General features: G+C 74.6%; 21 protein-coding genes. 9 read left to right on the top strand and 12 right to left on the bottom strand.

Annotated elements, in window-relative coordinates; translation table 11 throughout:
- Nucleotides 1–6: 6 nt before the first annotated feature.
- Nucleotides 7–1,629 (top strand): FAD-binding oxidoreductase, encoded by a 1,623-nt coding sequence (locus ABTY61_RS31230; RefSeq protein WP_350508473.1) that lies wholly within the window; start codon nucleotides 7–9, stop codon nucleotides 1,627–1,629.
- Nucleotides 1,626–2,537 carry a diacylglycerol kinase gene (locus ABTY61_RS31225; protein WP_350508472.1) on the top strand — a complete coding sequence of 304 codons (912 nt, stop codon included), beginning with the start codon at nucleotides 1,626–1,628 and terminating at the stop codon, nucleotides 2,535–2,537. The genes ABTY61_RS31230 and ABTY61_RS31225 overlap by 4 nt, the downstream gene beginning before the upstream one ends.
- A 135-nt stretch (nucleotides 2,538–2,672) precedes the next feature.
- On the opposite strand, the gene ABTY61_RS31220 is transcribed toward ABTY61_RS31225, so the two are convergent.
- Nucleotides 2,673–3,650 (bottom strand): NADP-dependent oxidoreductase, encoded by a 978-nt coding sequence (locus ABTY61_RS31220; RefSeq protein WP_350508471.1) that lies wholly within the window; start codon nucleotides 3,648–3,650, stop codon nucleotides 2,673–2,675.
- 106 nt (nucleotides 3,651–3,756) lie between these two features.
- Here ABTY61_RS31220 and ABTY61_RS31215 point away from each other — a divergent pair, with 106 nt between their 5' ends.
- Both ABTY61_RS31215 and ABTY61_RS31210 read left to right on the top strand, forming a co-directional pair.
- A complete protein-coding gene (locus tag ABTY61_RS31215; RefSeq protein ID WP_350508470.1) occupies nucleotides 3,757–4,332 on the top strand; it encodes a TetR/AcrR family transcriptional regulator in 576 nt (191 codons plus the stop codon).
- A 183-nt stretch (nucleotides 4,333–4,515) separates the two neighbouring features.
- Nucleotides 4,516–4,935 (top strand): hypothetical protein, encoded by a 420-nt coding sequence (locus tag ABTY61_RS31210; RefSeq protein ID WP_350508469.1) that lies wholly within the window; start codon nucleotides 4,516–4,518, stop codon nucleotides 4,933–4,935.
- Here ABTY61_RS31210 and ABTY61_RS31205 read toward each other — a convergent pair.
- A complete protein-coding gene (locus ABTY61_RS31205; protein ID WP_350508468.1) occupies nucleotides 4,904–5,656 on the bottom strand; it encodes a helix-turn-helix domain-containing protein in 753 nt (250 codons plus the stop codon). The two genes, ABTY61_RS31210 and ABTY61_RS31205, sit on opposite strands and share 32 nt — an antisense overlap.
- Nucleotides 5,657–5,742: 86 nt before the next feature.
- On the opposite strand from ABTY61_RS31205, the gene ABTY61_RS31200 reads away from it, so the two are divergent.
- The gene (locus ABTY61_RS31200; protein WP_350508467.1) at nucleotides 5,743–6,702 is read left to right on the top strand and encodes an LLM class flavin-dependent oxidoreductase; all 960 of its coding nucleotides are present in this window, start codon (nucleotides 5,743–5,745) and stop codon (nucleotides 6,700–6,702) included.
- On the opposite strand, the gene ABTY61_RS31195 is transcribed toward ABTY61_RS31200, so the two are convergent.
- The 6 genes from ABTY61_RS31195 to ABTY61_RS31170 form a co-directional block, all read right to left on the bottom strand.
- Nucleotides 6,680–8,038 (bottom strand): DUF2252 domain-containing protein, encoded by a 1,359-nt coding sequence (locus ABTY61_RS31195; protein ID WP_350508466.1) that lies wholly within the window; start codon nucleotides 8,036–8,038, stop codon nucleotides 6,680–6,682. The two genes, ABTY61_RS31200 and ABTY61_RS31195, sit on opposite strands and share 23 nt — an antisense overlap.
- A 141-nt stretch (nucleotides 8,039–8,179) precedes the next feature.
- Nucleotides 8,180–9,748: a multicopper oxidase family protein gene (locus tag ABTY61_RS31190; RefSeq protein WP_350508465.1), complete on the bottom strand. Its 1,569-nt coding sequence runs from the start codon at nucleotides 9,746–9,748 to the stop codon at nucleotides 8,180–8,182.
- Complete coding sequence (locus tag ABTY61_RS31185; RefSeq protein WP_350508464.1) at nucleotides 9,745–10,218, bottom strand: hypothetical protein; 474 nt, start codon at nucleotides 10,216–10,218, stop codon at nucleotides 9,745–9,747. The genes ABTY61_RS31190 and ABTY61_RS31185 overlap by 4 nt, the downstream gene beginning before the upstream one ends.
- 197 nt (nucleotides 10,219–10,415) lie before the next feature.
- On the bottom strand, nucleotides 10,416–11,204 hold the full coding sequence (locus tag ABTY61_RS31180) for an aminotransferase class IV (protein WP_350508463.1): 789 nt from the start codon (nucleotides 11,202–11,204) through the stop codon (nucleotides 10,416–10,418).
- Nucleotides 11,197–12,201: a GNAT family N-acetyltransferase gene (locus ABTY61_RS31175; RefSeq protein WP_350508462.1), complete on the bottom strand. Its 1,005-nt coding sequence runs from the start codon at nucleotides 12,199–12,201 to the stop codon at nucleotides 11,197–11,199. The genes ABTY61_RS31180 and ABTY61_RS31175 overlap by 8 nt, the downstream gene beginning before the upstream one ends.
- Nucleotides 12,202–12,338: 137 nt before the next feature.
- Nucleotides 12,339–13,280 carry a DMT family transporter gene (locus ABTY61_RS31170; protein WP_350508461.1) on the bottom strand — a complete coding sequence of 314 codons (942 nt, stop codon included), beginning with the start codon at nucleotides 13,278–13,280 and terminating at the stop codon, nucleotides 12,339–12,341.
- A gap of 144 nt (nucleotides 13,281–13,424) precedes the next feature.
- Between ABTY61_RS31170 and ABTY61_RS31165 the strand changes: the two genes are divergently transcribed.
- Together ABTY61_RS31165 and ABTY61_RS31160 are read left to right on the top strand one after the other, a co-directional pair.
- Nucleotides 13,425–14,303, top strand: coding sequence for a LysR family transcriptional regulator (locus tag ABTY61_RS31165; protein WP_350508460.1), 879 nt, complete (start codon nucleotides 13,425–13,427; stop codon nucleotides 14,301–14,303).
- 182 nt (nucleotides 14,304–14,485) lie between these two features.
- Nucleotides 14,486–15,802 carry a carbohydrate-binding protein gene (locus ABTY61_RS31160; RefSeq protein ID WP_350508459.1) on the top strand — a complete coding sequence of 439 codons (1,317 nt, stop codon included), beginning with the start codon at nucleotides 14,486–14,488 and terminating at the stop codon, nucleotides 15,800–15,802.
- 60 nt (nucleotides 15,803–15,862) lie between these two features.
- Here the strand turns inward: ABTY61_RS31160 and ABTY61_RS31155 are convergent, their stop codons facing one another.
- From ABTY61_RS31155 to ABTY61_RS31145, 3 genes are read right to left on the bottom strand one after another with little or no spacing between them, the layout of a single operon-like run.
- On the bottom strand, nucleotides 15,863–18,796 hold the full coding sequence (locus ABTY61_RS31155) for a hypothetical protein (RefSeq protein WP_350508458.1): 2,934 nt from the start codon (nucleotides 18,794–18,796) through the stop codon (nucleotides 15,863–15,865).
- Nucleotides 18,796–20,658: an HSP90 family protein gene (locus ABTY61_RS31150; protein WP_350508457.1), complete on the bottom strand. Its 1,863-nt coding sequence runs from the start codon at nucleotides 20,656–20,658 to the stop codon at nucleotides 18,796–18,798. Before ABTY61_RS31150 ends, ABTY61_RS31155 begins: the two co-directional genes overlap by 1 nt.
- A gap of 54 nt (nucleotides 20,659–20,712) precedes the next feature.
- A complete protein-coding gene (locus ABTY61_RS31145) occupies nucleotides 20,713–21,753 on the bottom strand; it encodes a hypothetical protein (protein ID WP_350508456.1) in 1,041 nt (346 codons plus the stop codon).
- 296 nt (nucleotides 21,754–22,049) lie between these two features.
- On the opposite strand from ABTY61_RS31145, the gene ABTY61_RS31140 reads away from it, so the two are divergent.
- Nucleotides 22,050–22,856, top strand: a complete 807-nt coding sequence (locus tag ABTY61_RS31140; RefSeq protein ID WP_350508455.1) for a hypothetical protein — start codon at nucleotides 22,050–22,052, stop codon at nucleotides 22,854–22,856.
- A gap of 81 nt (nucleotides 22,857–22,937) precedes the next feature.
- On the opposite strand, the gene ABTY61_RS31135 is transcribed toward ABTY61_RS31140, so the two are convergent.
- Nucleotides 22,938–24,380, bottom strand: a complete 1,443-nt coding sequence (locus ABTY61_RS31135; RefSeq protein WP_350508454.1) for a glyceraldehyde-3-phosphate dehydrogenase — start codon at nucleotides 24,378–24,380, stop codon at nucleotides 22,938–22,940.
- Nucleotides 24,381–24,672: 292 nt separating this feature from the next.
- On the opposite strand from ABTY61_RS31135, the gene ABTY61_RS31130 reads away from it, so the two are divergent.
- Entirely contained in the window at nucleotides 24,673–26,667 is a 1,995-nt protein-coding gene (locus ABTY61_RS31130) for an N-6 DNA methylase (protein WP_350508453.1), read from the top strand.

Genomic DNA, 26,667 nt, shown 5'->3' with positions numbered 1-26,667 from the left:
TAACGCATGGCACCTGAGACGCAAGCGGGAGCGGCCGCAGCCGCGCTGCCGCTCCCCCCGATGAAGTGGAACGCCTGGGGCGACCCGGCCCTCGCCAAGGAGCTGTCCGCGGACATCAAGGGGCTGCTCGCCGCCGCCCTCGGCGTCACCGGCGACGCCGCCCCCGGGCCGAGCGCCGCCGAGGTCCTGCTGCGCCCCACCCGGATCACCGCCGAGGACGTCACGGCACTCGCCGCCGCCGTCGGCGCGGAGCATGTCAGCGCCGCCGACGCCGACCGGCTGCCCCGGGCCGGCGGCAAGTCCACCCCCGACCTGCTGCGCCGCCGCAGCCGCGGGGAACAGGACGCGCCCGACGCCGTCGTGCTGCCCGGCGACGAGGCCGAGATCGCCGCTGTCCTCGCCGTCTGCGCCGAACGCCGCCTCGCCGTCGTCCCGTTCGGCGGCGGCACCAGCGTCGTCGGCGGCCTCGACCCCGAGCGCGGCGGCCTGCGGGCCGTCGTCTCCCTCGACCTGCGCCGCCTCGACCAGCTGCTCGACCTGGACGAGACCGCCGGCGAGGCCGTCCTCGGCGCCGGCCTCACCGGCCCGGCCGCCGAAGCCCTGCTCGCCGAGCGCGGCTGGGAACTCGGCCACTACCCGCAGAGCTTCCGCTACGCCACCATCGGCGGCTTCGCCGCCACCCGCTCCTCCGGCCAGGACTCCGCCGGATACGGGCGCTTCGACGACATGGTCCGCGGCCTGCGGGTGGTCACCCCCGCCGGGACGCTCGACCTCGGTCGCGCCCCCGCCTCCGCCGCCGGCCCCGACCTGCGCCAGCTCTTCCTCGGCTCCGAGGGCACCCTCGGCGTGATCACCGCCGTCCGCCTGCGCATTCACCCGCTGCCCGCCGTCAAGGCGTACGAGGCGTGGAGCTTCCCCGACTTCGCCACCGGCACGGCGGCGCTGCGCGCCGTCGAGCAGCAGGGCACCGGCCCCACCGTGATCCGGCTCTCCGACGAGGCCGAGACCATGATCAACCTCGCCATGACCGAACAGATCGGCGGCGCCCCCGCCGTCAGCGGCTGCCTCGCCGTCACCGTCTTCGAGGGCAGCGCCGAGCAGGTCGCCGCCCGGCACGCCCTCACCCGCGAGGTCCTGCTCGCAGCCGGCGGCACCTCGCTCGGCGAAGCACCCGCCCGGGCCTGGGAGCACGGCCGGTTCAACGCGCCCTACCTGCGCGACTCGCTGCTCAACGCCGGCGCGCTCTGCGAGACCCTGGAGACCGCCGCCGGCTGGCGCGGGCTCGCCGACCTGCGGACCGCCGTCACCGAGGCCCTCACCACCGCCCTGCCCGGCTCGCTCGTGCTGTGCCACATCTCGCACGTCTACCCGACCGGCGCCTCGCTCTACTTCACCGTCGTCGCCGCCCTCGGCGAGGACCCGCTCACCCGCTGGGGCGCCGCCAAGCGCGCCGCCGGCGACGCCATCCTGCGCGCGGGCGGCACCATCACCCACCACCACGCGGTCGGCGCCGACCACCGGCCCTGGATGACCGACGAGATCGGCGACCTCGGCGTGCGCGTCCTGCGCGCCGTCAAGGCCGAACTCGACCCGGCGGGCATCCTCAACCCCGGCAAGCTGATCCCGTGACCGCGGCGAGAACCGTCATCCGCAGGGTCACCGTTCTCACCAACCCGGCGGCGGGCATCGGCCACGCCGAACCCGCCGCCCGCCGGGCCGTCGCCCGCCTGCGCGCCCTCGGCATCGAGGTCGATCCGCAGGCCGGGCGCTCCGCCGACGACGCCGTCCGCCTCGCCCGCGAGGCGGCGTCCGGCGGGGCCGACGCGGTGGCCGTGGTCGGCGGCGACGGCATGGTCAACCTCGCCCTCCAGGCCCTCGCCGGCACCGCCGTCCCGCTCGGCGTCATACCCGCCGGCACCGGCAACGACCACGCCCGCGAGTACGGCCTGCCCATCGGCGACCCCGAGGCCGCCGCCGACGTCATCGCGGCCGGACGCACCCGCGACGTCGACCTCGGCCGGATCACCGGCCCGGACGGCGCCGTCCGCTGGTACGGCTCCGTCCTCGCCAGCGGCTTCGACTCCCTGGTCAGCGACCGCGCCAACCGGCTGCGCTGGCCCCGCGGCCGGATGCGCTACAACCTCGCCATCCTCGCCGAGTTCGCCAACCTGCGGCCCCTGCCGTTCCGGATCACCCTCGCCGACGGCACCGTCATCGAACGCGACCTCACCCTCGCCGCCATCGGCAACACCCGCAGCTACGGCGGCGGCATGCTGATCTGCCCCGCCGCGCTCCCCGACGACGGCCTGCTCGACGTCACCCTGGTCGACGCCATGCCCCGGCTGCGGATCGCCCGCTTCTTCCCCACCCTCTTCAAGGGCACCCACACCACCCGCCCGGAGGTCACCACCCTGCGCACCGAGTCGCTGCGGATCGAGTCCCCCGGCATCACCGCCTACGCCGACGGCGAGTTCATCACCGCCCTCCCCGTCGACGTCACCCTCCAGCGCGCGGCCCTGCACCTGCTGGTGCCCTGACCCCTCGGGCCCCGGACGACGGCGGCCGCCCGGGGCCCGAGGCCCGCCGTCGTCACAAGTGGGCCCCGATCCGCCGGGCCGGGTGACCGGGGGCGGCGGCCAGGGCCGCCGCGCCGTCCGCGGCGGCGTCCGGGGTCAGTCGCCGACGCGCAGGACGATCTTGCCCTGGATGTGCCCCTGTTCGGCCCTGCGGTGGGCGGCCGCGGCCTCGTGCAGGGGGTACTCACCGTCCAGGGCGACCCGGATCCGGCCGTCCGCCAGCAGCGCGGCCAGGTCGGCGAGGTCGCTGCCGCTGGAGCGGACCTGCCAGACGCCCTCGTTCACCGCCACACCGAGTTCGGCCGCCCGCTCGGGCCGGTAGTCGCCGAGGTAGACGGGCACCACCCGGCCGCCGCGGCGCAGCGCGGGCAGCAGCAGGTGGGCGTCGGGGCCGCCGACGGTGTCGATGAGCAGGTCGGCGTCCCGGACGGCTTCGGCGACCGGGGTGCGGGTGTAGTCCACGAAGCGGTCGGCGCCGAGCCCGCGCAGGAACGCCTCGTGCCGCCCGGAGGCGACCGCGACGACCTCCTCGGCCCCGGCCAGCCGCAGCAGTTGGAGCGCGAAGTGGCCGACCCCGCCGGCCGCGCCGACGACCACGGCGGGCCCGCCGCCCTGGTAGCCCAGGTGGCGGTGCAGGAACTGGTACGCGGTCAGTCCGGCCATCGGCACGGCGGCGGCCTCGGCGTGTCCGAGGGCGGCCGGCTTGCGGGCGAGGTCCTCGGCCGGGGCGACGACGTACTCGGCGTAACCGGACGCGAGCCCGGGGAACCGGATCAGCCCGAAGACCTCGTCCCCGACGCTCCACCCGGTGTCGGGGCCGCCGAGCTCCGCGACCGTGCCCGAGACGTCGCTGCCGAGGATCAGCGGCGGCTGCCAGGCGGGCCGCAGTTCGCGGGGGATGTTCGGGAAGCCCCGCCGCGCGTACCAGTCGGGCGGGTTGACGCCCGCCGCCCGGACCCGGACCAGCACCTCGCCGGGCCCGGGCACCGGCCGCGGCACCTCCTCGGGCACCAGCACCTCCGGCTCGCCGAAAGCGTGCAGCCGGACGGCCCTCATCGTCGTTACGGTCCCCATGGTGTCTCCCCCAGCGCGGCGTGGACGGCTCCGGCTAGAATCCGGAGCACTGCTCCGGAAGAGAGTAACCGGAGCAGTGCTCCGATTGTCAATGGCGAGGAGACCCATGCCCGTCGAACCGCGCGCCCCCCGCGCCGACGCCCAGCGCAACCGCGACCGGATCCTGACGGAGGCGGCCGCCGTGGTCGCCGAACAGGGCACCCAGGCCTCGCTGCGCGACGTCGCGCGGCGGGCGGGGATCGGCCTCGGCACGCTCTACCGGCACTTCCCCACCCGGGAGGACCTGCTGGAGGCCCTGCTCGGCCGCCGCTTCGACCACCTCGCCACCCGGGCCGACACCCTCGCCGCCGCCGACCTGTCCGCCGAAGCGGCGCTGGCCGACTGGCTGCACGAGTTCGTCCTCGGCGCCGGCGCCTTCCACGACCTCCCGGCCACCCTGCTGGCCGCCCTGCACGACCCGGACTCCGGCCTGCACGGCAGCTGCCTGCGGATGCGGCGGGCCGGCGGCCGACTGCTCGCCGCGGCCCAGCGGGACGGCGTGATCCGCCCGGACGTCGAGCCGGTCGACCTCTTCGCCCTCGCCAACGCGCTGAGCTGGGTCGGTGACCAGGCCCCGGCCCTGGCCGAGCGCCGCGACCACCTGCTCCAGCTGGTCCTCGACGGCCTGCGGTCACACGGCTGACCGCACCGCCGGTCCGGCCCCCTCGTCCTCCCTCGGAGACCGGCGAGACCGGCGAGACCGGCTGGAGCAGCGGGAGCAGCGGAAGCAGCGGGGCCGTCATTCCCGGGCGGGAATTGTCCGGCCGCGACGCCGCGCCGAGGATGGGGCGCACCGCAACCGACCTGGCCCTCCGAGGAGTCGATGATGACCAGCACCGCCCAGCAACTCGCCGACCGTTACGCCGCCTTGTGGACGGAGCCGGACGCCGGAGCACGCCGCAAAGCCATCGAGCGGCTGTGGACCGAGGACGGCGTGCACCTGGTGCACCCACCGGAGGAGATCCGCGCGCAGGCCACCCGGGTCGGCTTCCCGGAGCCGGTGCTGGAGGCGCGCGGCTACCGGGAGTTGGAGTTCCGCGTCGCCCGGGCGTACCAGGAGTTCGTGGCGCCCGGGGAGTTCACCTTCCGGGCGCGGCAGGACGCCGTGCGGCTGCGCGACGTCGTCCGGTTCAGCTGGGAGATGGTGTCCGTACCGGACGGTGAACCGGCGGGCGGCGGAGTGGAGTTCGTCGTTCTGGACGCCGAAGGACGGATCACCGCCGACTACCAGTTCCCCGGGATCTGAGCAACAGCTCCGCCGTCCGGGCGTCGGCCGGGAGGAAGGCCTCCAGTTTCAGCTCGGCGAGCGTGACGTCGACGGCGGTGGCGAAGGTGGTCACCGTCGTCATCAGGTGCAGCTCGCCGAGCTCGGTCCGCAGCTCCAGCGGCACGGCGAAGCCCAGGTGCTGATCCCCCACCGCGACGTGCGGCACGTACGAGCTCAACTCCCGGTGCAGTTCGCCGAGATGGCGGGTGCGTTCGACGATGTGCCGGGCCCAGGCGGCGAAGTTGAGGATGCGCGGCGCCAGCCCGTCCGGATGCAGGGCCAGCCGGTAGGCGTTGGTACCGGGCCCGACCAGGCGCGGGTCGGCGCCCGCCGTGATCACGTCCAGCGCCTCGTTGGCCGCGACCACGTCACCGTGCCGGTCCACCACCAGCGCAGGGTAGGGCAGATGCCCGGCCAGCAGGTGGTCGATCGCCTCCCGGACGGGCGCCAGCTGCGGCCCGTCGAGCGGACTCTCCGGGTAGACGGGGGCGTAACCGGCGGCCAGCAGCAGCTCATTGCGTTCGCGCAGCGGCAGGTCGAGCGACTCGGCGAGGCGCACCACCATGCCGCGCCCGGGAACGGAGCGGCCGGACTCGATGAAGCTGAGGTGCCGCTGGGTGGTGCCCGCGCGGGTGGCGAGGTCGAGTTGGCTGAGCCGGCGGCCGATGCGGCGCTCGCGCAGCGCCTGGGGGAGGTCCACGCCCCACTTCTACCCGCACCCGGGAGGTGCCCGCCATTCCCCCGGGGGAATTGATCCCGTTCACAGCGAGACGAAGGATCCACGGCATGGACATCGGAGTATTCCTTCCCACCGGCCGGGACCAGTGGCAGCCCGCCGGCGACCCCCGCGACCTGATCGGATTCGCCCGCCGCGCCGAGGAGTCGGGCTTCACCTCGCTCTTCGTCAACGACTCCCTGCTCACCCCGCGGATCGAACCGCTCACCATGCTGGCGGCGGTCGCCCCGGTGACCGGGAACATCCGGCTGGGCACCGGCGCACTGCTGCCGGTGCTGCGCCGCCCGGTGCAGGCCGCGCAGGCACTCGCCTCGGTGGACCTGCTCTCCGGCGGACGACTGACGGTCGCGGTCGGCGCGGGCTTCCCGGGCCGCTTCGGGCAGCCGCTGCACGAGCTGTCCCAGGTGCCGTGGGAGCGCCGCTTCGCCCGGCTGGACGAGACGGTGGCGCTCTGGCGGGCGCTCTGGGCGGGGGCGACCGAATTCCGCGGCGAGTTCCATTCCTTCCCCGACCTCCCGCCCGCCACCGTGCCGTTCCGGCCGTCCGGCCCGCCGATCTGGCTCGGCGGCGCGACCCCGGCGGCGCTCGCCCGCACCGGACGCCATTACGACGGCTGGCTGCCCTACCCGCCCGAACCGGCCGACTACGCCACCGGCCTCGCTGCCGTCCGCAAGGCCGCCGGCGAGGCCGGACGCGCCCCGGACGCCGTCACCCCCGCCTTGTTCGTCAACGTCCGGATCGACGCGGACCCGGAGGCGGCCCGCCGCACCATGGACGCCTACGTCCGGTCCAACTACGGCCTGCCGCTCGAGGAGGTGATGCAGATCCAGGCCATCGCCATGGGCACCCCCGAGCAGGTCGCCGCCGCCCTGCGCCGCTACCGCGAGGCGGGGGCCGAGCACCTCGTCGCCCGGCTCGGCGCGCTCGACCTCGCGGGCCAGTACGAGCAGTTGGAGCGTCTGGCGGACCTCGCACGCCCCGCGGCGATCACACCCCCCGGGTCGCCGTGACCCGGCCCGTGGCGATCGCCTCGACCAGCTGACGGTGGTCGGCCGCCGTCCGGTCCGCGTACCGCAGGGCGAAGTCGGCGACGGCGTCCGCGAAGGTGTCCGCGCCGCCCAGGTAGCCGGCGACGGCGAGGCGGTCGCCGGTGCGGGCGTGGGCGCGGGCGAGGGCGCGCCCGCACAGGTCCGCGTAGGCGCGCAGGCCGGCGGGGGTCATCGCGCCGACCTCCACCGAGCCCTTCATGTCGCGCAGTTGGCGGCCGTAGAAGTGCCGCCCGGCGGGGCCGGTGGTCCAGCCGAGGAAGATGTCGCTCGCGGCCTGCATCAGGTGCTGCCCGGTGACCACCCGGCGCCCGCCGTGGTGGGCGGCGACCTCGGCGTCCAGCCGGACCGGCGGCAGGTGGTCCTCCAGCACCGACCGGCCGGCCTCCTTGAGCTGGAGGAACAGCGGGTCGCGGGTGTCCCGGCCCTCCAGCAGGACGATGAAGCAGCGGGTGCCGACGCTGCCGACGCCGACCACCTTCGTCGCCGCGTCCACGAAGCGGTAGCGGTCCAGCAGGACCCGCCGGTCCTCGGCGAGGGTGGCCCGGTAGTCGCTGAACACCTGGCCGACGCCGCGCAGTTCGTTCCGCTTCAGCTCCTCGATCAGCGGCGGCGCGCTGACGATCCGGCGCCGCCCGTCCCGCTCCTCGGTGAGCTTGCCGAAGGCCTGGAGGCTGGTGCGGCGCCGGGCGTGGGCGAGGTCGGCCTCGACGGCCTTGCGCCGCCCGGTCCGGCGGATCAGCGGCAGCAGCTCGGCGGTGTCGATCCGGCTGTACCAGACGTCGAGTTCGCCGAGCCCGGCCAGCCGGCGCATCGCGGCGGCGTAGCCCCGGACGGCGGTACGGGCGGCGCGCCGGGCCCGGTCGTCGTCCTGGCCGTGGTCGCGGGCGGCGACCACGATGCTGGCGGCGAGGCGCTTGACGTCCCACTCGAAGGGCCCGGGGTGGGTCTCGTCGAAGTCGTTGACGTCGAAGAGCAGGGCGCGCTCCGGGGAGGCGTACACCCCGAAGTTCAACAGGTGGGCGTCGCCGCAGAGTTGGACGGTCAGCCCGGTGTCGGGGACGGCCCCGAGGTCGGCGGCCATCACGGCGGCGGCGCCGCGCAGGTAGCCGAAGGGGCTGTCGGCCATCCGGCCGTAGCGGATCGGCAGCAGCCGGGCGACCCGGTCCGCGCCCTGGGCCTCCAGCACGCCGAGCGGGTCCGGCCGGTCCGCGGCCGGGATCCACCGGCCGTGCTCGGAGCGGGAGACGCGCTCGCGGGCGGCCCGCCCGGTGCGGCGGCGTTCGGCGGGGGTGGTCATGCGGCGGCTCCGTCCGTCACCCGGCAGGCTTCGCCGCACACCTGGGCACGACGCTAGGACAAGAGTGCCGGAGGGCGCAGCCCGCGCCCTCCGGCACTGGGCCGAACGGAGGAACGGAACACAGCAGACCGGGCGGCGGGCTCACCCCACCGTGAAGTCCGCCATCATCGCCATGTCCTCGTGCTCCAGGTTGTGGCAGTGCATCATGTACGTCCCCCCGTAGTCGGTGAAGCGCACCAGCACCTCCACCGCCTCGGCCGGCCGCAGGTCCACGGTGTCCTTCCAGCCCGCGTCCCACGGCCCCGGGCCGCCGCCGTTGCGGCCGACCACCTGGAAGTGGTCGAGGTGGACGTGCACGGGGTGGTGCACATCGGTGGAGAAGCGCCAGCGCTCGACGCTGCCGAGGGCCGGGGTCGCGAGGCTGCGCCCGGGCTGGTACGGGTCGCCGTTGATGGTCCAGCCGTCGCCGCCGCTGCGCCGGAAGGCGAAGTCGCGGGTGGCGACGGCCGCGGCGGCGTCCAACCGCTCGACGGCGGACAGTCGGTCGGGCACCTTGGCGTCGTCCGTCACCGCCCGGGAGGAGACGTCGAAGCGCATCACCTCGGCCGTGCGCCCGCTGCCGAACCGGTTGAGCAGGCGGACCTGGGTGCCGGGCTGGTAGCGGGAGAAGTCGACGACCACGTCGAAGCGTTCGGCGGGGGCGATCTCGATCCCGTCATGGGTGACGGGAGCGGCGAGCAGGCCGCCGTCGGAGCCGATCTGGACCAACGCGTCGCCGCCGGAGGGCTGCGGGTCCAGTTCGAGCCGGTAGAGCCGGGAGTTGGAGGCGTTCAGCAGGCGCAGCCGGTAGTGCGCGCGGTCGACGTCCAGGCGCGGCCAGGGCGCTCCGTTGACCAGGATGACGTCGCCGAGGACGCCGTTCATGTAGCCGGCCGTGACGCCGGGCACGGCGAGCGAGGCGTCCGTCGAGGGGTACTTGAAGGAGCCGTCGGCGGCGAAGGAGCGGTCGGCGAGCATCAGCGGGAGGTCCCGCTCGCCGCGCGGCAGCGGCAGCGCGCCCTCCTCGTCGTCCTGGACGAGGTGGAACCCGGCCAGGCCGCGCCAGACGCCGGGGCCGGTGAAGCCCATCCGGTGGTCGTGGTACCAGAGGGTGGCGGCGCGCTGCTTTCCCGGGTAGGTGTGGGTGCGCTCGCCGACCACGTTGTGGCCGGTCATGTGGCCCATGCCCGGCATGCCGTCCATCGAGGAGGCGGCGGGGGCGGTGGAGCCGACCGGCAGCAGCAGGTCGATCGGGTAGCCGTCGCTGTCGGCCGGGGTGTGGCCGCCGTGCAGGTGGACCACGGAGGCCACCGGCAGCTGGTTGCGGTGCTTGACCACCGCGGCCCGGCCGGAGCGGGTCACCACGGTCGGCCCGGGGAAGGTGCCGCCGTACGTCCAGGCCTCGGTCTTCACCCCGGGCAGGATCTCCAGCTTCGCGACCTGCTGGGTGATCTCGTAGTAGTCGTCGGTGCCGTCGCTGCGCACCGGCTGGAGCACGGGCGGTACCGGCAGCGGGACTTGGAAGGCCCCGGGCAGCGGCAGGTCGCTGCCGAGCAGCCGCCCGGGGCGACCCTCCGCGAACAGGAACGCCGCCGACGGGACGGCGACGGCGGCCAGCGCGCCCGCGCCGAGCACCGAGGCGCCGACGCCGAGGAACCTGCGGCGGTTCACCGCTTCACCTCCACCGGCCCGCCGGGGCGCGGCAGCCGTCCGCCGCCGTCCGGGCCCCCCTCGTACCGGTCCTCCCGCACCGGCAGCGGCAGCCGCCAGGCGCCGACCAGGCCGAACAGGATGCCGCTGACCAGCAGTACGCCGAGGGTGACGTGCACCCCGATCGACCGTGCGTACCCGGCGGTGATCTGGCCGGTCACGGCGGCGGCCAGCAGGGCGGTGGTCCACAGCGGCCAGAGCGGCCCGCCGCCGGGCCGGCGCACGAAGAAGGCCACCACCAACTGCACCACCACCACGGTGGCCAGCATCATCGCGTTGTCCTCGTGGTCCTTGAGGGAGTCGTAGGTGCCGTTGAGGAAACTGCCGGCGAGCATGGCCTGGAGCAGGGCCAGCAGCGCCAGGGTGGTGGCGGTGACGCGCAGGAGGATCAGCGGCCAACGGGGCGCGGGGGCGGCAGGGGGACTGCTCATATCGGGGCTACTCTCTGCTTCGACGGGTCGGGCCGGGCGGGCGAGAGCGTAGCTGATCTCCAGTCATGATCAGCCGTTCACAAGGGTTCTGGGCAGCCCTGCCGTACCATTGCGCCGGTAACCACGGGGTTTGTCACCCGTGCGGGCGATCCCCTCCAGCGGTCCTCCAGCACGCAGCCGACGCACCGGCGGCGGCGCTACACCTGGTCGGCGGCGATCCCGAGGTACGCGGCGCGCAGTTCGGCGAGCAGCGGGTGGGCCGGGTCGAAGGCGGTGCCGTCCACGGCGGCGAGCGGACGCAGACCGACGCCCGCGTTCAGCGCGAAGGCCGCGTCGAAGCGGGCCAGGTCGTCGGCGCGGACCGGCTCGCGGGACTGCGGGCCGTCGTACGCGCCCGCCAGCAGCGCCTCGGTGACGCCGGGCAGCGCGGGGCCGGCCGGCCGTACCAGCCGCTCCCCCGCCAGGAAGGCGACGTTCCAGGTGGCCCCCTCGGTCACCAGCCCCTGCCCGTCGGTGAGCAACACGTCGTCGAACCCGGCGAGTTGGGCCGCACGGCGGTGGTGCACCAGGCCGAACAGGCCGACGTGCTTCACCTCCGGCAGCTCGCGCCGGTAGGCCACCGTGCGCACCCGCAGCGGGGCCGGCTCGACGGCCGCGGCCGGGCGGGTGGTGACCAGCAGGACGGGAGCGGCCGGGGCGGCGGGGCGCTCCAGGCCGAGCGCGGGGTCGTAGCAGGTCACCCGGACGATCCCCGGCCCGCCGTCGGCCGGCAGCGCCGCGCGGATCCGCTCCCGGGCCACCGCCCGGTCCAACTCGGCGGCGAACAGCGCCCGGCAGTCCCGCACCAGCCGGTCCAGGTGCAGCTCCAGACCCCGGACGGCGCCCGCCTCGACCCGCAGGGTGGTGAAGTGCCCGTAGTTCAGCAGCCCCAGGGCGGCGAGCCGCGCCGGGTCCGCGGGCGCGCCGTCGATCTCGATCTCAGCCATCCGCCGAGTCTGCCAGCCGCGGGGACACCAGCGCCGTCGAATCCGATGCCGAATCCGATGTCGACTCCTTCGCCGACCCCGTCGCCGGCCCCGGCAGCGCCACCGGACGGTGCGGGCGGACCCCGCCGCGGCCCGCCGCCCGGGCGGCCCGCTCGAACTCCTCGATCCTGGCCGCCAGGCCCTCCGGCTCACCCGCCTCCGCCCAGCGCCACGCCTCGGCCCGCCACTGCGGCCCGCGCACCAGCGGCCGGCCCGCCAGCGCCAGGTACAGCGCCAGCGTCGACCGGGCGTACTCGTGCACCCAGGCGTCGCAGCCCCGGTAGTCCGCCGTCTCGTCCAGCCGCAGCCAGCGGCCCTCCTGCCCGGCGGCCAGTATCGGCACCCAGCCGCGCTGCCGGTCCTCGACCAGCAGAAGCAGCCGCCCGTCCTCCTCCCGCACCCGGTGCAGGGGCAGTTGGGGCATCCGGGCGAGCGACAGCGAGCGCTTCCAGCCCACCACCCACAGCCCGCGGCGCAGGTAGTAGCGGACGGCCGGCTGCCAGGTCCAGTGCGCCTCCAGCCGGAAGCCCGGCAGGCCCTCGGCGGTGGCCGCCGCGTACACCTCGTCCAGCGCGTCGGCGGCCAGCCCGTGCCCGCGCGCCTGCGGCCGCAGGTAGAGGGAGGAGACGGCGAGCTGGCTCGGGCCCTTGGTCCAGTTGTCCACCGCGACCGTCCCGGCGGTCGCGCCCCGCCCGTCCAGGATCCAGTACCGGCGCCGGTACAGCTCCCCGCCGGGCCAGTCCCGGCCGCTCTCCCCCAGCCGCTCCCGCCAGCCGCGCTCGGCCCGCTCGTCCAGCCCGTCCGGGTCCACCAGCTCGCCCAGCTCGCCCTCCAGCAGCGACGCCAAGTCCCAGCGGGCGAACCGCCGTTCCTCCCCCTCGACGGCGGCCCGCAACCGCACCCCCGCCGCCAGCCGGTCCTGCGCCCGCTCGACCGCCGCATCCCACGACCTCACCACGGGGGCCACCCTAGCGGCCCTCCGGGCACGACCCGTAATTCGGCGGCCACCGAACGTCAGACCGACCGGGCACCGGGGCCCGGACGCGGCCGGGGCGCGGCGCGGCGGCCCCGGCCCGGAACGGCGGGGGTCCCCGGTCATCCGCCCAGGCTGTCCGCGCGGCGGTTCGGCGGGGTGGCGGCCCGCGGCGGGGTGGCGGCGACCGGGGGCCGGCGCGGGCGGGTCAGGGCGACGGCGGCGACCACCAGGATGCCGCCCGCCAGGGCGTTCCAGCCGACCGGCTCGGCCAGCAGGGCGGCGCCCAGGGCGGTGGACCACAACGGCATGACGTAGGTGACGGCGGAGGCCACGGCCGTACCGGCGGTGCGGACCAGGCCGAGGTTGAGCAGGTAGGCCAGGCCGGTGCCGGCCGCGCCGAGCACCAGCAGGGCGGCCGCCGCCGAGCCGCCCGGCCAGTGCGGGGCACCGGCCGCGAGCGGGGCGATCACCCCCAACTCGACGGTGGCACAGGTGATCTGGAGCGCGGAGAGGGTGGTGACCGACTCCGGGCGGCCGGACAGGAAGCGGCGCAGGTAGGCGAAGCCCGCGCCGTAGCAGCAGGCGGCGGCCAGGCAGGCGAGGGCGCCCGCGCTCTCCCCCGAGCCCAGGCCGCGCCACACCCCGAGCACGGTGAGCACACCGACGAAGCCGAGCCCGAGGCCGGTCAGCCGGCGGGCGCCGGGGCGGCGTTCCTCGGGCACGGTGAGCACCGCGAAGAGCAGGGTGAACAGCGGGGTGGTCGCGTTCAGCACCCCGGCGAGCACCGAGCTGACCCTGGTCTCGCCGAACGAGAACAGCGTGAACGGCACCGTGTTGAGCAGCACCGCGACCGCCGCCGAGTGCCCCCACAGCGCCCGGTCGCGCGGAGCCCGCTCGCCGCGCAGCAGCAGGACGGCCCAGAGCGTGCCGGCGCCCAGCAGGCTGCGCCAGAGCGCCACCCACACCGGCGGCACTCCCGCGTCGACCGCCACCTTGATCAGGGCGAAGCTGGCGCCCCAGATCGCCGACAGTGCCATGAAGTCCGGCCACCAGCGCCGCACCCCGACCACCTCCTCGTCCGTTCCGTCCCGCGGGCCACGACGTCTTCCGTGTGCCGTGACGCCTTCCGCGTCCTGGACACAGGGTGGCCCGGCGACGGAACATGAGTCCAACAAGTGGCGATGCGCGAAGGATGAGGAAGTCTCATGGCCTCGGAGGTCAACCTGGCCCAGCTCAGGGCCCTGGTCGCGGTCGCCGACACCGGCGGCTTCGGCGCGGCCGCCGACGAGCTGGGCATCAGCCAGTCCGCCGTCTCGCACGCCGTCGCCGCCCTGGAGCGCGCCCTCGGCGCACCCGTGCTGCGGCGCGGCGCCCCCTGCCGCCCCACCCCGCTCGGCGAGCAGGTGCTGCCGCACGCCCGCACCGCCGTCGCCTCCGCGGCGGCCGTCCGCACGATCGCCACCCGGCACTCCGGCGGCCTCACCGGTACCGTGCGGCTGGCCGCGCCGACCACCGTCTGCCAGGCCCTGCTGCCCGGGCTGCTGCGGGACTGGAAGGCGGCGCACCCGCAGGTCACCGTGCGGGTCTTCGAGGGCGAGGACGACGAACTGGCCACCTGGCTGGAGGCGGGCACGGTGGACGCCGCCGTCCTGGTCGACGCCGGACCGCTGCCGCCCGGCGCGGTCGCGCTCGGCGCCGACTCGATGCACGCGCTGCTGCGCCGCGACCACCCGCTGGCCGACCAGGAGACCATCCACGTCGGCGAGTTGGCGGACGACGACTTCCTGCTCTCGGAGGGCGGCTGCGAGCGCCACATCCGGGAGGCCTACCGGCGGGCCGGCACCCGCTTCGCCCCCCGGCACCGGATCCGCGACCTCAACAGTCTGATCGGCATGGTGCACGCGGGCGTCGGGGTCTCGGTGATGCCCGCGCTCGCCCTGACCATGCTGCCGCCGGACTGCGTCCTGGTGCCGATCCGGCCCGCCGTGCACCGCACCCTCACCCTCACGGGGCCGACCGGCCGCCCCTGGTCCCCGGCGGTGAGCGGACTGCTCGCGGGGGTCGGGGTGACCGTCCCCGCATAGCGCGTCCGGTACGCCGGGCGGCTTGACCTCTTTGGGGTTGACCACCCCTCCTCAACAGGTCTATACCAGTGATGACCTTCGGCAACTGTCCATCGCCGACGGTCCGTTCGGCCGTCCCGCCACCCCCACACCGGCGCGACCAGGCCCTCCGCCCCCACTGCCGTCTCCTGGAAAGGCATCCGATGGAGCGCGCTCTTCCCCCACAGCACAGCCTCTCACAGCACACCCCCTCGACCCCCCGCAGACGCCGCCCCGGCCGGGCCGCCCTCGCCACGGCCGGCGCGCTCGGCCTGGTCGCCGGCGGCTTCGCCGCCCTGGCCGGCACCGGCGCGGCCGCCGCCCCCACCGCCGACGCCGGCACCGGGCTGGGCAGCAACTGGTACGCCTCGGCGCCGTACCTGATGCCCGAGGACAACAGCCCGCCGGACGCCGCCGCCGTGATGGACGCCACCGGCCAGAAGGCCTTCCAGCTGGCCTTCATCCTCGCCCAGGGCAACAGCTGTTCGCCCGCCTGGGGCGGCACCTCCTCGATCGACTCCGACACCGCCATGCCCGCCGTCATCCAGACCATCCGCGGCAAGGGCGGGGACGTCTCGGTGTCGGTCGGCGGGTACGGCGGCACCAAGCTCGGCCAGGTCTGCGGCACCCCGGAGGCGACCGCCGCCGGGTACCAGCAGGTGGTCGCCAAGTACGGGCTCAAGGCGATCGACTTCGACCTCGAGGAGCCGGAGTACGAGAACACCGCCGCCATCCACAACGAGATCGGCGCGGCCCGCATCCTCCAGCAGAACAACCCCGGCCTGTACGTCTCGATCACCACGGCCGGCACCAACGCGGGCACCGGCTGGTTCGGCACCCAGATGCTCGACGAGGCCAAGTCGCAGGGCTTCACGCCGAACAACTACTCGATCATGCCGTTCGACGGCGGCTTCAACGGCGCCGCGGCGCAGACCGACGCGCTGGTGAAGTTCAACCAGATCCTGCAGACCACCTTCGGCTGGAGCGAGGCCACCGCGTACGCCCACGAGGGCGTGTCGATGATGAACGGCCGCACCGACGCCGCCGAGTACTTCCGCCAGGCCGACTTCCAGAGCGTGCTGGACTTCGCCACCGCGCACGGCCTGGCCCGGTACACCTTCTGGTCGGTGAACCGGGACCGCCAGTGCGCGGGCCCGGTGGACCCGGGGCTGTCCGGCTCCTGCTCCAGCGTGGCGCAGAGCGACTGGGACTTCACCAAGTACACCGTGAAGTTCGCCGGGGCGACCCCGCCCACCACCCCGCCGACCACGCCCCCGTCCACCCCGCCGACCGGCCCGGGCACGCCGACCGGCAACCCGGGCAGCTGCACCGCCCCGGCGTGGAGCGCGAGCACCACGTACACCGCGGGCGCCAAGGTCTCGTACAACGGGCACAACTACCACGCCAAGTGGTGGACCCTGAACGAGGTGCCGAGCGCCAGCGGCCAGTGGGGCGTCTGGGGCGACGACGGCCCCTGCTGACCGGGCCGGACCACAGCGGTGGGGGCGGGCGTCCAAGGGCGCCCGCCCCCGCCCGCGGGCTCAGCCGGCCGCGAACCGCTCCCGCAACTCGGTGAGCACCCGCGGGGCCTCGGTCAGGCCGGCCGCCTCGGAGCGGGCGATCGCCTCGGTCAGCCGCTTCACCGCCGCCCCGGGGCGGCCGAGGTCGCCGCCCTCGATGAGCGCGGCCAGCCGCACGGACTCGGCCCGCAGCGACTCCGGCTGCGGCGAGCCGGCCGGCTCCCCCTCCTGCCCGTACACCGCGACGGCCCGCTCGGCCTCGGCGAGCGCCTCCTCGAAGCGGTCGGCGATGGCCAGGCAGCGCGCCCGCGCGTAGTGCGAACCGCCGCGCAGGTACCAGCCGTTGTGCTCCTGCCCGTCCCGTTCGGCGGCCGCGCCGAGCGCGTCGGCCTCGGCCACCAGGGCGAGCGCGGCGTCCAGCCACTCGGCGCCGCCCCGCTCGCACATCGTGAGCTGGGCGAACTCCCGCAAAGTGGCCGCCAGTCGGTCGACCTGCGGGGCCTTCCGGTGCGCTTCCCGGGCGCGCCCGAGGGCGGCCTCGGCGGCATCCCAGCGGTCCGCCTTGGCGAGGGTCAGGGCGGCCTCGCAGGCGACCATGGTGTGGGTCTCCTGGTCCTCCCAGCCGGAGACCAGCTCGGCCAGCCGCAGGTACTCCTCGGCCGCGTCCCGGTGCTCCTCCAGCTCGACCAGGCCCCGGGCGAGGTCCAGCCGGACCTGGGCGACCATCCGCACGTCCAGTCCGGCGGTCGAGGCCTGGGCGTCCAGGACGGACTCCAGCACGGCCACCGCGTCGGCGGCCCGGCCGGTGGCGCGCAGCACGTCGGCGAGCTGCAGCCGCACCCGGGCCGCCTCCTCGACGGCCCCGGCGCCCTGCCGGTCGAAGCGCGCGGCGGCCTCGGACAGCGCCCGGACGGCGCCGCCGAAGTCCTCGACCTGCATGCTGGCGTGGCCGAGCATCATGTACGTCGGCGCGTACGGGTAGGCGTCCTCGCCCCAGCGCACGGCCTCGGCCAGGGCCCGGTGGAGCACCTCGACCGCCTGGCCGGGTTCGTCGCCCTGCAGCAGCAGCTGGCCGAGCAGACCGAGCACCCGCGGGGTCTGCCAGGGCAGTTCTGCCTCGTCCAACTGGGCCAGCACCTCGCGCAGTTCGGCCGCCGCCTCGGTGAGGCGGCCCTGCCGGGCGGCGGCGTCGGCGAGGTACTGGCGGGAGGTCGCGGCCCGCCGGGCGGAGCCGAGCTCGACGGCGGCGCGCCGGTAGCCGCCCACGGCGGCCTCGAAGCGCGCGACGGTCTCGGCGGGCGGCTCGGGCAGCGCCCCGACCAGGTCGTGGTGGGCGGCGTAGGCGCGCGACTGCAGGACGATCAGGTAGTCGTCGTCCAGCATGCCGCCCGCGGCGTGCAGCTCCTCGGCCCGGGCCAGGGCGGCGTCCAGGGCCGGCCAGTCGGCCACCGCGCCCTCCACGTCGCCGAGTTCGACGATCAGCGTCCGGGTGCGGGTCATCAGGGCCGGGCCGGGCAGCCCGGCCTGCTCGAACAGCTCGGCGGCGGCCAGCAGCCCCGCCACGCCCTCCGCGTGGTCGTCGCGCCCGAGCGCCTCGTGGGCGCGCTGCTCAGCGAGTTCGGCGCGCAGCTGCTCCGGGCTGCCGATTCCGGCGTCCTCCGGGTGGGTGAAGTCCGCGGCGGCGGCCCGTTCGGCGATCCGCTTCCAGAGCCGGTCGGCGTCCGGGTGGCCGAGCAGCTCCAGCTCGCGGGCGCGCAGCACCAGCGCGGCGAAGTCCTCCGGCTCGGCCTCGACGGTGCGCCGCGGGGCCGGGACCACGGCCGGGGCCGAGGTGGCCGGTTCGGGCGCGGCGGCGACCCGGACGCCCAGCGCCAGCGGCTCGGCGAGCAGCGGTTCGGCGGCCAGCCGGGCGCGCCGGGCGGCGCCGACCGCGTCGGTGCCGTTGCGGGCGTCGAAGCGGGCGGCCAGGGCGTCGGCCTCGGTGCGCAGGTGGGCGAGCAGGGTGTCGACCGTCCAGGCGGTGCCGGCCGGGCCGCTGACCGGGAGCTCGCCGTGGCCGGCCGCGGCCAGGGCGGCGACCAGCACCTCGACGCCGGTCAGGAACTCCAGCCGGGCGGACGGCTCGCCGGTGACCGCGAACAGGTCGCGGTTCTCGGCGAGCAGCTCCAGGCCGCGCGGCTCGTTGCCGGACAGCGCGCAGAACTCGATGTGCTGCCCGACCGCGGCCAGCATCGCGGCCTTGCCGCGGGCGTAGCGGTAGCCGGTCAGGTGCGCGGAGCGGGCCTCGTCCAGCCGGCCGCGGCGCAGCAGCGGCAGCAGGGCGGCGGCCTGGCTGAGGTAGGGCTCCTGCTCGCAGCTGCTGCGGCCGTCCAGCACCGGGGCGAGGACCTCCAGCGCGCGGGCGTCGTCCCCGGCGTCGACGAAGTGCCGGGCCCGGGCGCGGGTCTCGCAGGCGTGGCAGTCGCTCAGCTCGGTGCGCGGGCGGGCCGTCCACAGCTCGTAGGCGTCCTGGACGTCGACGCCGGTCTGCGCGGCCAGGTGGTAGCGCTGGGCGTAGTACGGCTGGAGGTCGAAGCCGGCCTTGCGGTAGCGGTCGCGCAGCTCGGTGTGCCAGCGGCGGATGGCGGGCAGCGGGACGTCCGGGGTGTCCATCAGCGCGGCGGCCACCCACTTGAAGCGCCAGTACACCTGGTGGCGGGCCCATTCGCCGAAGCCGTCCGGGTCCTGGTCCCAGAGCTTGAGCACCCGGGCGAAGACCACCGGGCTCTTGCTGCGCTCGCCGTCGTACTCGTAGGCCTCCATGAGTTCGAGCAGGGCCATCGAGCGGACCCCGGTGTCCTCGAACTGCTCGGCGGCGTCGACGAGTTCCTCGGCGGTGACGGTGCGGGTGCGGCCGTAGGGGCGGGCGTCGTTCTCGCGCAGCCCGGCCATCACCGCGTCGGTGGTGTCCAGCATCACGCCTCCTTCTCGTCGGCGCCGGCCGCCTCGTGGCCGAGCATCGCGTGGTCGAGCAGGCTGATGAACGAACGGTTCAGCAGCGCGGACTCGCTGGCCTTGAGCGGGCGGCGGGTCATCAGCACGGCCTGCCCGTAGAGCGCCTCGACGGCGGTGACCGCGAGGTCCCGGTCGGTGACGGTGGCGGCGCGGCGCACCAGCGGGTTGAGGTGGTTCAGCACCAGCTGGGCGCGGGGCACCTCGGCGCGCAGCGAGCCCAGGATGTCCGCCCACAACCCGTCGGCCTCGTCGGCGAGTTGGGCGCGGGTGCGCTCGTGCCGGGCCTCCCGGTTGTCGAGCAGCAGGGCGGGCGCGTTGGTCGGGTGGAAGCTGCGCAGGGCGACGTCGCAGTCGAACCGGCCGACCACCTCGCGGGCGACCGCCAGGAAGGCGCCGGCGGCCAGCTCGGCGGCCGGGTCGACGGTGTCCAGGTGCGCGGTGACGGTGCCCGGGTCGAGGTCGGCGACCGAGACGCCGGGGCGGATCTCGGGCAGCCGGTGGACCAGGTCGCGGTCGTAGGTGTAGCCGCCGTTGACCACGCCGAGCCCGGCCGCGCCGGCGATCGGGGCGACCTGGCGGAACTCCTCGACCGTACGGGTCACCAGCACCACCGGGTGGCTGCGGGCGAACTCGTCCAGGGTGACGTTGCCGTCGGTGGTCTCGAACGGCAGCCAGGGCAGCATCATCCGCAGCAACTCGTCGTCGTAGCGGGCGAGTTCCTTGACGGCCAGGTGGTGCACGGAGAGGAAGCGGTGCAGCAGTGCCGGGTCGCTCGCGGACAGGCCGGTGAGCCAGTCGCGGATCCGGGCGCCGAGCGCGTCCCGGACGGCGGCCAGCGTCTCGTCGGCGTACAGGCCCTCGCGCGAGGCGGTGGGGCGCAGCCCGTCGGTGTCCACCACGCAGCGGACGAAGAACGCCCAGTCCGGCAGCAGTTCGGCGGCCTGGTCGGAGAGCAGCATGCCCTTGAGGTGCACCCGGTGGCCGTTGCGGCGCGAGGGCGGGGCGGCGTCCGGCAGGACGTACGCGACTCCGCGCAGGCCGACCAGCGGGAGGTCCAGCTCGATGGTGTCCAGCGGGACGAAGTCGAAGGTGGCGCGGCAGTACTCGGCGAGCGCGTCGCGCCGGGCGAGCGGGGAGCCGTGTCGCTCGGCCCACGGCGGGGTGCGGTTGACCGCGTGCTCGGTGCCGTCGGCGTCGACCACGGTGACGTCGTGGCGCAGCAGACTGCCGAAGTCCCGGGCGAGGGTGAGCACCCGGGCGGGGCGGGTCCACTCGGCGGCGTCGGCGCGCGGGGCGAGGGTGACGGTGGTGCCGGGCTCGGGCTTGGCCGAGGCGGGCAGGGTGCGGATGGTGTAGCTGCCGTCCGACAGGCCGCGCCACTCGATCACCGGCGCGTCCGGGCTGCCCGCGTGCCGGGTGACCACGGTGATCTCGTCGGCGACCACGAAGCAGGCCAGCAGGCCGATGCCGAACTGGCCGATGAAGTCGCCGCGGGCCCGGGCCAGGCCGTCGCCGTCCAGCCGGCCGTCGGCGTCGCGCTTGGAGCTGCGGCCGATGGTGGCGAGGAAGGTGTGGACGTCCTGCTCGGTCAGGCCGATGCCGGTGTCGGTGACGGACAGCTCGTCGTCGGCCCGCACGGTGATGGCGGCCGGCGCCCCGGGGTCGAGGGCGCGGCGGGCGGAGATCGCGTCCACCGCGTTCTGCAGCAGCTCGCGCAGGTAGACCCGCGGGCTGGAGTAGAGGTGGTGGGAGAGCAGGTCCACCAGGCCGCGCAGGTCCACCTGGAAGGTGTGCGCACTCGTCGGGTTGTCGGTTGGGGACACCGGAGGCTCTTTCGGTCGCGGAATGCGGAAGGGGTGACGTACGGGGCGCGCGGGTCAGGACGCGGCGCAGCGGTCCCGGTGGGCGCGGAAGGCCTTGACCGGGTCGCCGGCCAGGTAGTGCCAGGGCGACTCGGTGACCATGCCGTCCAGCGCGTCGAACAGCAGCCGCGCGGTCTTGCGCTGGTCGGCGAGCGAGAAGGCCATCGCAAAGGTGTTGAAGCTCGCCTGCCAGCCGCCGGACGGGACGAAGTCCGGGTGCAGGACGGAGCGGAACGCCGCCTCCTGCAGATCGGCCAGCACGGTGGGGCTGGTCAGGTAGGCGTGGTCCTCGCCGTCCGGGAGGTCCAGCCAGCGCTCCAGGTGGGCGAGCGCCACCAGTTCGCCGAGCGGACTGCCCTCGGGGGCGGCCAGCATCGAGGAGCGGGCGAACTCGTGCATGGCGTCGTGCGAGCCGCCCCACTTGGCGCACAGCTGCTGCAGGCGCTGGCGGTGCGAGCCGGGGTGCCCGGGCACGCGGCGCACCGCGGCCTCGAAGCGGCAGGTGGCGACCTCGGGGGCGAGCGAGGCGCCGCGCGCGCTGATCTGCAGGAAGTACCAGGGGGCGAGCCAGGACGGCTCCCGCTCGGCGACCTCCAGCAGCTGCTCCTCGGCCACCTCCAGCCGCTGGTGGAAGAGCTTCCACTGCTCCTCGGTGACGTGCTTGGCCCGGGCGCTGCTGCGCGCCTCCCAGGCCCAGCTGACGTGCCGGGCGCCGGACAGCAGCAGCGGCAGCGCGTCGTCGGGGGCGTCCGCGATCGCGCGGGCCGTCCACTCCTCGACTCCGGCGACGTCGGAGACCGCGCCCACCAGCCGGGTCAGCTCGGTGCCGTCCGCGGCGGCGAGCGCGGGGCGCAGCGCCGTCCAGTCCCCCGCGGCGGCCTGCCCGAGCACCAGCCGGACGGTCTCGTCCCCGAGGGCCGGATCGAGCCGCGGCTCGGCCCCCCGAGCGGCCGCGGGCGCCTCGGCGGCCCGCTTGCCCAGCCCGAACCCGAACCCGCGGCGACCGGCCCGGTCCTGCGCGCCCTCCCCGCCCGAGCGGCGTCGGAACAGCGGCATGTGTGGCCCCCTCGAACATCATCGGCATCAATCGCACGGCCGCCCAGCGGCCGCCCCAGATGAGTACATATCACGGCCGGCCGACATCCGTTTGCCCAGCCCAGCGCCCCCGGGCCGGGCGGCATCCCGCCGCCCGGCACTTCCCCGACACCACGCAGGCCACCACCCCGGCCGACGATCCGTCAGGCCGTCTCCCGTGCACGGTCGGCGCGGGTTCGGGGCAGGGGGTGGGACGGTTCGTGTGCGGGGTGGTCGCTATCTTGAGGGGTCACGGACAGGCGTAAGGGAGTGGGCGCATGGGGATGGGTGGTCGGCGGGGCACCGTCGTGGTGGCGGCCGGGGTGCTGGCGGGCGTGTTGGCGGGGTGTTCCTCCGGCGCGTCCGAGGGGGCCAAGAACGCTGCGCAGGCGCCGAGTTCGGCGGTGACGAGCGCGACGGCGAGTGGTACGGCGAGTGGTCCGGCGGCGGTGCCGGGCGGTACGGCTTCCGCTTCGGCCCCGGCCGATGGGTCCGCCGGGGCTTCGGCGCCCGCGGGCGGGACGGCCGGCGGGGCGGCGCAGGTGCCGCCGCCGGCCGCGCCCAGCGCGGACCTGGAGGCGGCGCTGCTGGACGACAAGGTGGTCGGGCAGGTGCTGCCGGACGCCAAGGCGATGGCCGGGTGGCAGGAGGAGAAGCGCAAGGTCGACACGGCCGACCACGCCGTCACCTGCACCGCCTCGGCGCCGTGCACGGGCAAGCCGCTGAGCGGGTCGGTCCGGTTCTCCTCGGGGGATCTGGTGACCCGCTTCCTGGTGGAGACGCTGCCGAGCCGGGACGCCGCCAGGAACCGGGCGAAGGAGACGTACGCCTCCTACCCGGTGGGGCCGTTCAAGAAGGTCGACGCCCCGGCCGTGGGCAGTGAGAGCCAGGCGTTCGTGGGGCCGCTGGCCGACGGCGACGGGGTGAGCATCGTGGTGCGCTCGGGCACCGTGGTGGCGAGCGTGACCACGGAGGGCGGGCCGGTGGACCTGCCGGCCGCCCGGCGGTTCGCGGTGATGCTGGTGAACCGGATCGAGCAGGCGCAGTCGGGGAAGGTGCCGGACGCGGGGCTGGGCCGGGCCTGACGGGTCCGCCGCACCCCCGGGAAACGCCGACGGGGCGGTGACCACACCGTGGTCACCGCCCCGCCACTACCACCCGAGGCCTCAGACCGCCGGCACCGGGAACGTCGGGAACTCGACACCCGAGATGTACTGCACGACCCGCACGACCTGGCACGAGTAGCCGAACTCGTTGTCGTACCACAGGTAGAGGATCGCGTTGTCGCCGTCGACCTTGGTCGCGCCCGCGTCCACGATCGAGGCGTGGCGCGAGCCGATGAAGTCGCTCGACACCGCGTCCGGCGAGTCGGTGAAGTCGATCTGCCGCTTCAGCGGCGAGGTCAGCGAGATCTCCCGCAGGTAGTCGAGGACCTCCTCGCGGTTGGTCTCCCGCTTGAGCTGCAGGTTCAGGATCGCGATGGACACGTCCGGGACGGGCACGCGGATCGAGCTGCCGGTGATCTTCGCCTTGAGGTCCGGCAGGGCCTTGGCGACGGCCGAGGCGGCACCGGTCTCGGTGATCACCATGTTCAGCGGCGCCGAGCGGCCGCGGCGGTCGGCCTTGTGGTAGTTGTCCAGCAGGTTCTGGTCGTTGGTGAACGAGTGGACGGTCTCGACGTGGCCCCGCACGACGCCGTACTCGTCCTCCATCGCCTTCAGCGGCGGGACGATCGCGTTGGTGGTGCAGGAGGCGCAGGAGATGATCTGCTCGTCCGGCTTGATCATGTCGTGGTTGACACCGTGCACGATGTTGGGCACGTCGCCCTTGCCCGGGGCGGTCAGCACGACCTTGGCGATGCCGGGCCGCAGGTGCTTGGACAGCCCCTCGCGGTCACGCCACCGGCCGGTGTTGTCGATCAGGATCGCGTCCTTGATCCCGTACTCCGTGTAGTCGACCTCGCTCGGGTCGTTGGAGTAGATCACCGTGATCTCGTTGCCGTTGACGACGATCTTGTTGTTCGCCTCGTCGACCGTGATGGTGCCCTGGAACTGGCCGTGGATCGAGTCCCGGCGCAGCAGCGACGCGCGCTTGACCAGGTCGTCGCCGCCGCCGTTGCGCACGACGATGGCCTTCAGCCGCAGGCCGTTGCCCGAGGCCTTCTCGATCAGCAGCCGCGCGACCAGCCGGCCGATGCGGCCGAACCCGTACAGCACGACGTCCTGCGCGGACCGGCGCTCCAGCTTGTTCGCACCGGTGGCACCGGCGACGGCACGGGCGGTGAACTCCTCCACCGACAGGCCGTGGTCGTCCGCCCGGTACGTCGAGGCGAGCATCCCGAGGTCGATCTGCGAGGGGCCGAGGTCCAGGGTGGTCAGCGCCTGCAGGAACGGCATGGTCTCGGTGACCGAGAGCTCCTCGCCGGCTATCTGCCGGGCGAAGCGGTGCGTCTTGAGGATGCTGACCACCGACTTGTTCACCAGGGAACGGCTGTGGAGCAGGACGGTGACGTCCTTCTCCCGGTGCAGCCGCCCGATGATCGGGATCATCGACTCCGCGATCTCCTCGCGGTTCTTCCAGTCCGTGAACACGTCGTCGTTGACAGTCACAAGTCCATCTTTCGAGCTGAGGGTGTTGCGCACATGGTAGCTTCGCCCGCTCCCGACCCGACGGCCGGTCCCTCCCCCGCCCCTCCACCGCACCCCTCCCACCTGCGCGTTCCCCCGCCGCCCGGCCCCCAAAGGTGATCACCGCCACCCTCGACCGACTAGGGTCTACTCGGGTAGAGCGCATCACTGATTCTTGTAAACTAAGTCAAGCAACACGGTGTGCCTCGACACATCGGCACGATACGTTGGATCGGAAGTCGGACCGATCCAACGCACCTCCCCGGAGACTCTGATGCAGCAATCCGCCGAACCGGTCGTCCAGGTGACCCTCGCGGAGATCTCCCGCATCGCCGGGGTCGGACGCGCCGCGGTCAGTAATTGGCGTCGAAGGCATGACAGCTTCCCGCAACCCGTCGGGGGAACTGACGCGAACCCCCAGTTCTCCCTCGCCGAAGTGGAGGAGTGGCTGGACCGGCAGCAGAAGAGTCGGCCCGCCGCCGGCCGCCTCGAACGGCTCTGGCCGAAGATCGAGGCCCTGGGTGACCGGGACGCCATGGGCACGGTACTGGCCTCTGTCGGTTCGCGGCTCAGCCGCTCCGGAGACCCGGACGCCCTGCCCGTTCCGCCTCGGATGAGCCGCAGGCAACAGACATTGGTGGAGCAGGCCGTGCAGCTGGCCGACCAGGAAGGCGCTCCGGAGACCTTCGGATTCCTGCTCCAACGCTGGCTCGGAACTCACGTACGCCAGATCACCACGACTCCCGAGCCGCTGGCCGAGCTCATGGCCGAGCTCGCGAAGTGGCGCGGCAACTCCTCGGTACACACCGTCCTCGACCCGGCCTGCGGCACCGGATCACTGCTACTGGCCGCCGGTAGGCAGTGGACCGCCCCTTCCCCACCTGAATTGTTCGGGCAGGAGGTGGACCCGACCCTCGCCTCCGTGGCAGCCTCCCGCATGCTGATGAGCGGCGCAGACGGCCGCGTGACGGTCGCCGACACCCTGCGGGCCGACGCACTGCAGTCCGTCCGGGCGGACGTGGTGCTGTGCAACCCTCCCTCGAACGAGCGCGAATGGGGACACTCCGAGCTGGCCACGGACGCCCGCTGGCTGTTCGGACAACCCCCTCGCACCGAACCGGAGTTGGCCTGGGTTCAGCACGCCGTTGCGGCTCTGGCTCCGGATGGCACCGCCGTCCTGCTCCTTCCCCCCGCGATCGCAGCCCGACGGGCAGGGCGCAGGATCAGAAGCGCTCTGCTACGCAGCGGTGCTTTGCGTGCGGTGATCGCGCTTCCCCCCGGCTCGGCTCCCCCACACGGCGTCGGCCTCCACCTCTGGGTGCTGTCCCGGCCTTCCGATGATCCGGCCGGCTCCGTGGTCCGGCTCGTGGACACCGTCGGGCGGGCGGGCGCCCCGTCACCGGGACAGCCTTCGATCGACTGGCCCGTCCTACGCAGCACCGTGCTGGAGTCACTCCGGAACGACCGAGCCGCCGCAGGCGTGTCCGTCCCGGTCATCGACCTCCTTGACGACCAGGTCGACCTGACACCGGCCCGGCATGTTCCGGCAGCCGATTCTGCCGTCACCACAAACCTGCGTCAGTCCTGGACCCGGTTTGACCTCCGCCTCGACGAGGCCCGCGACCTGGGCCGGGTCCTCTCCAAACTGGCTCCCACTCAGGAAGCCGCCGGCACGAGCACCAGCGTCGGCGAGCTCGAACTGGCCGGGGCACTGGAACTGCACTCCGGGCAGGCGCTGCCGGAGCACCTGCTCCACCGTGGCGACCGGCCGGCCGACGGGGTCCCGGTCGTCACCGTCCCCGATCTCGGAAACCCGGAGGGCACCCGCCACTGGCTGCCAGCCGCGGAGACCGAGGACGGCGAACGCACCAGCAGTCTGACCGTGACCTCGTCGCAGGACGTCGTCGTGGTGGGTTCGCTCCGGGCATTCGACGCCTGGGTGGACGTCGACGCCCCGACCGTGCTCGGTCCCCAGCTGCATCTGATCCGCGTCGATCCCACGGTCCTCGACCCCTGGTTCCTGGCCGGCTGTCTGCGCTCACCCGCGAACGCCCGGCAGGCCGGGACGCACGCGTCCACGTCATCCCGGGTGGATGTCCGTCGGCTCCAGGTGCCCCGTCTGCCGCTGGAGGAACAGCGGACCTACGGGGAGACGTACCGGCGGCTCGCCGCCTTCGACCAGGCCGTGCGTGAGCTGAGGGAGGTGTCCGGGGGGATCGGCCAGGCGCTCGGCGAGCTGCTGGCGACCGGCAGACTTCCCCGCAGATGA

It is taken from the genome of Kitasatospora sp. NPDC096128 (genome assembly GCF_040303105.1).
Taxonomy (GTDB): Bacteria; Actinomycetota; Actinomycetes; order Streptomycetales; family Streptomycetaceae; genus Kitasatospora.
Note: the sequence above shows the minus strand (reverse complement) of the source record. Positions and strands in the feature narration are given on the sequence as shown.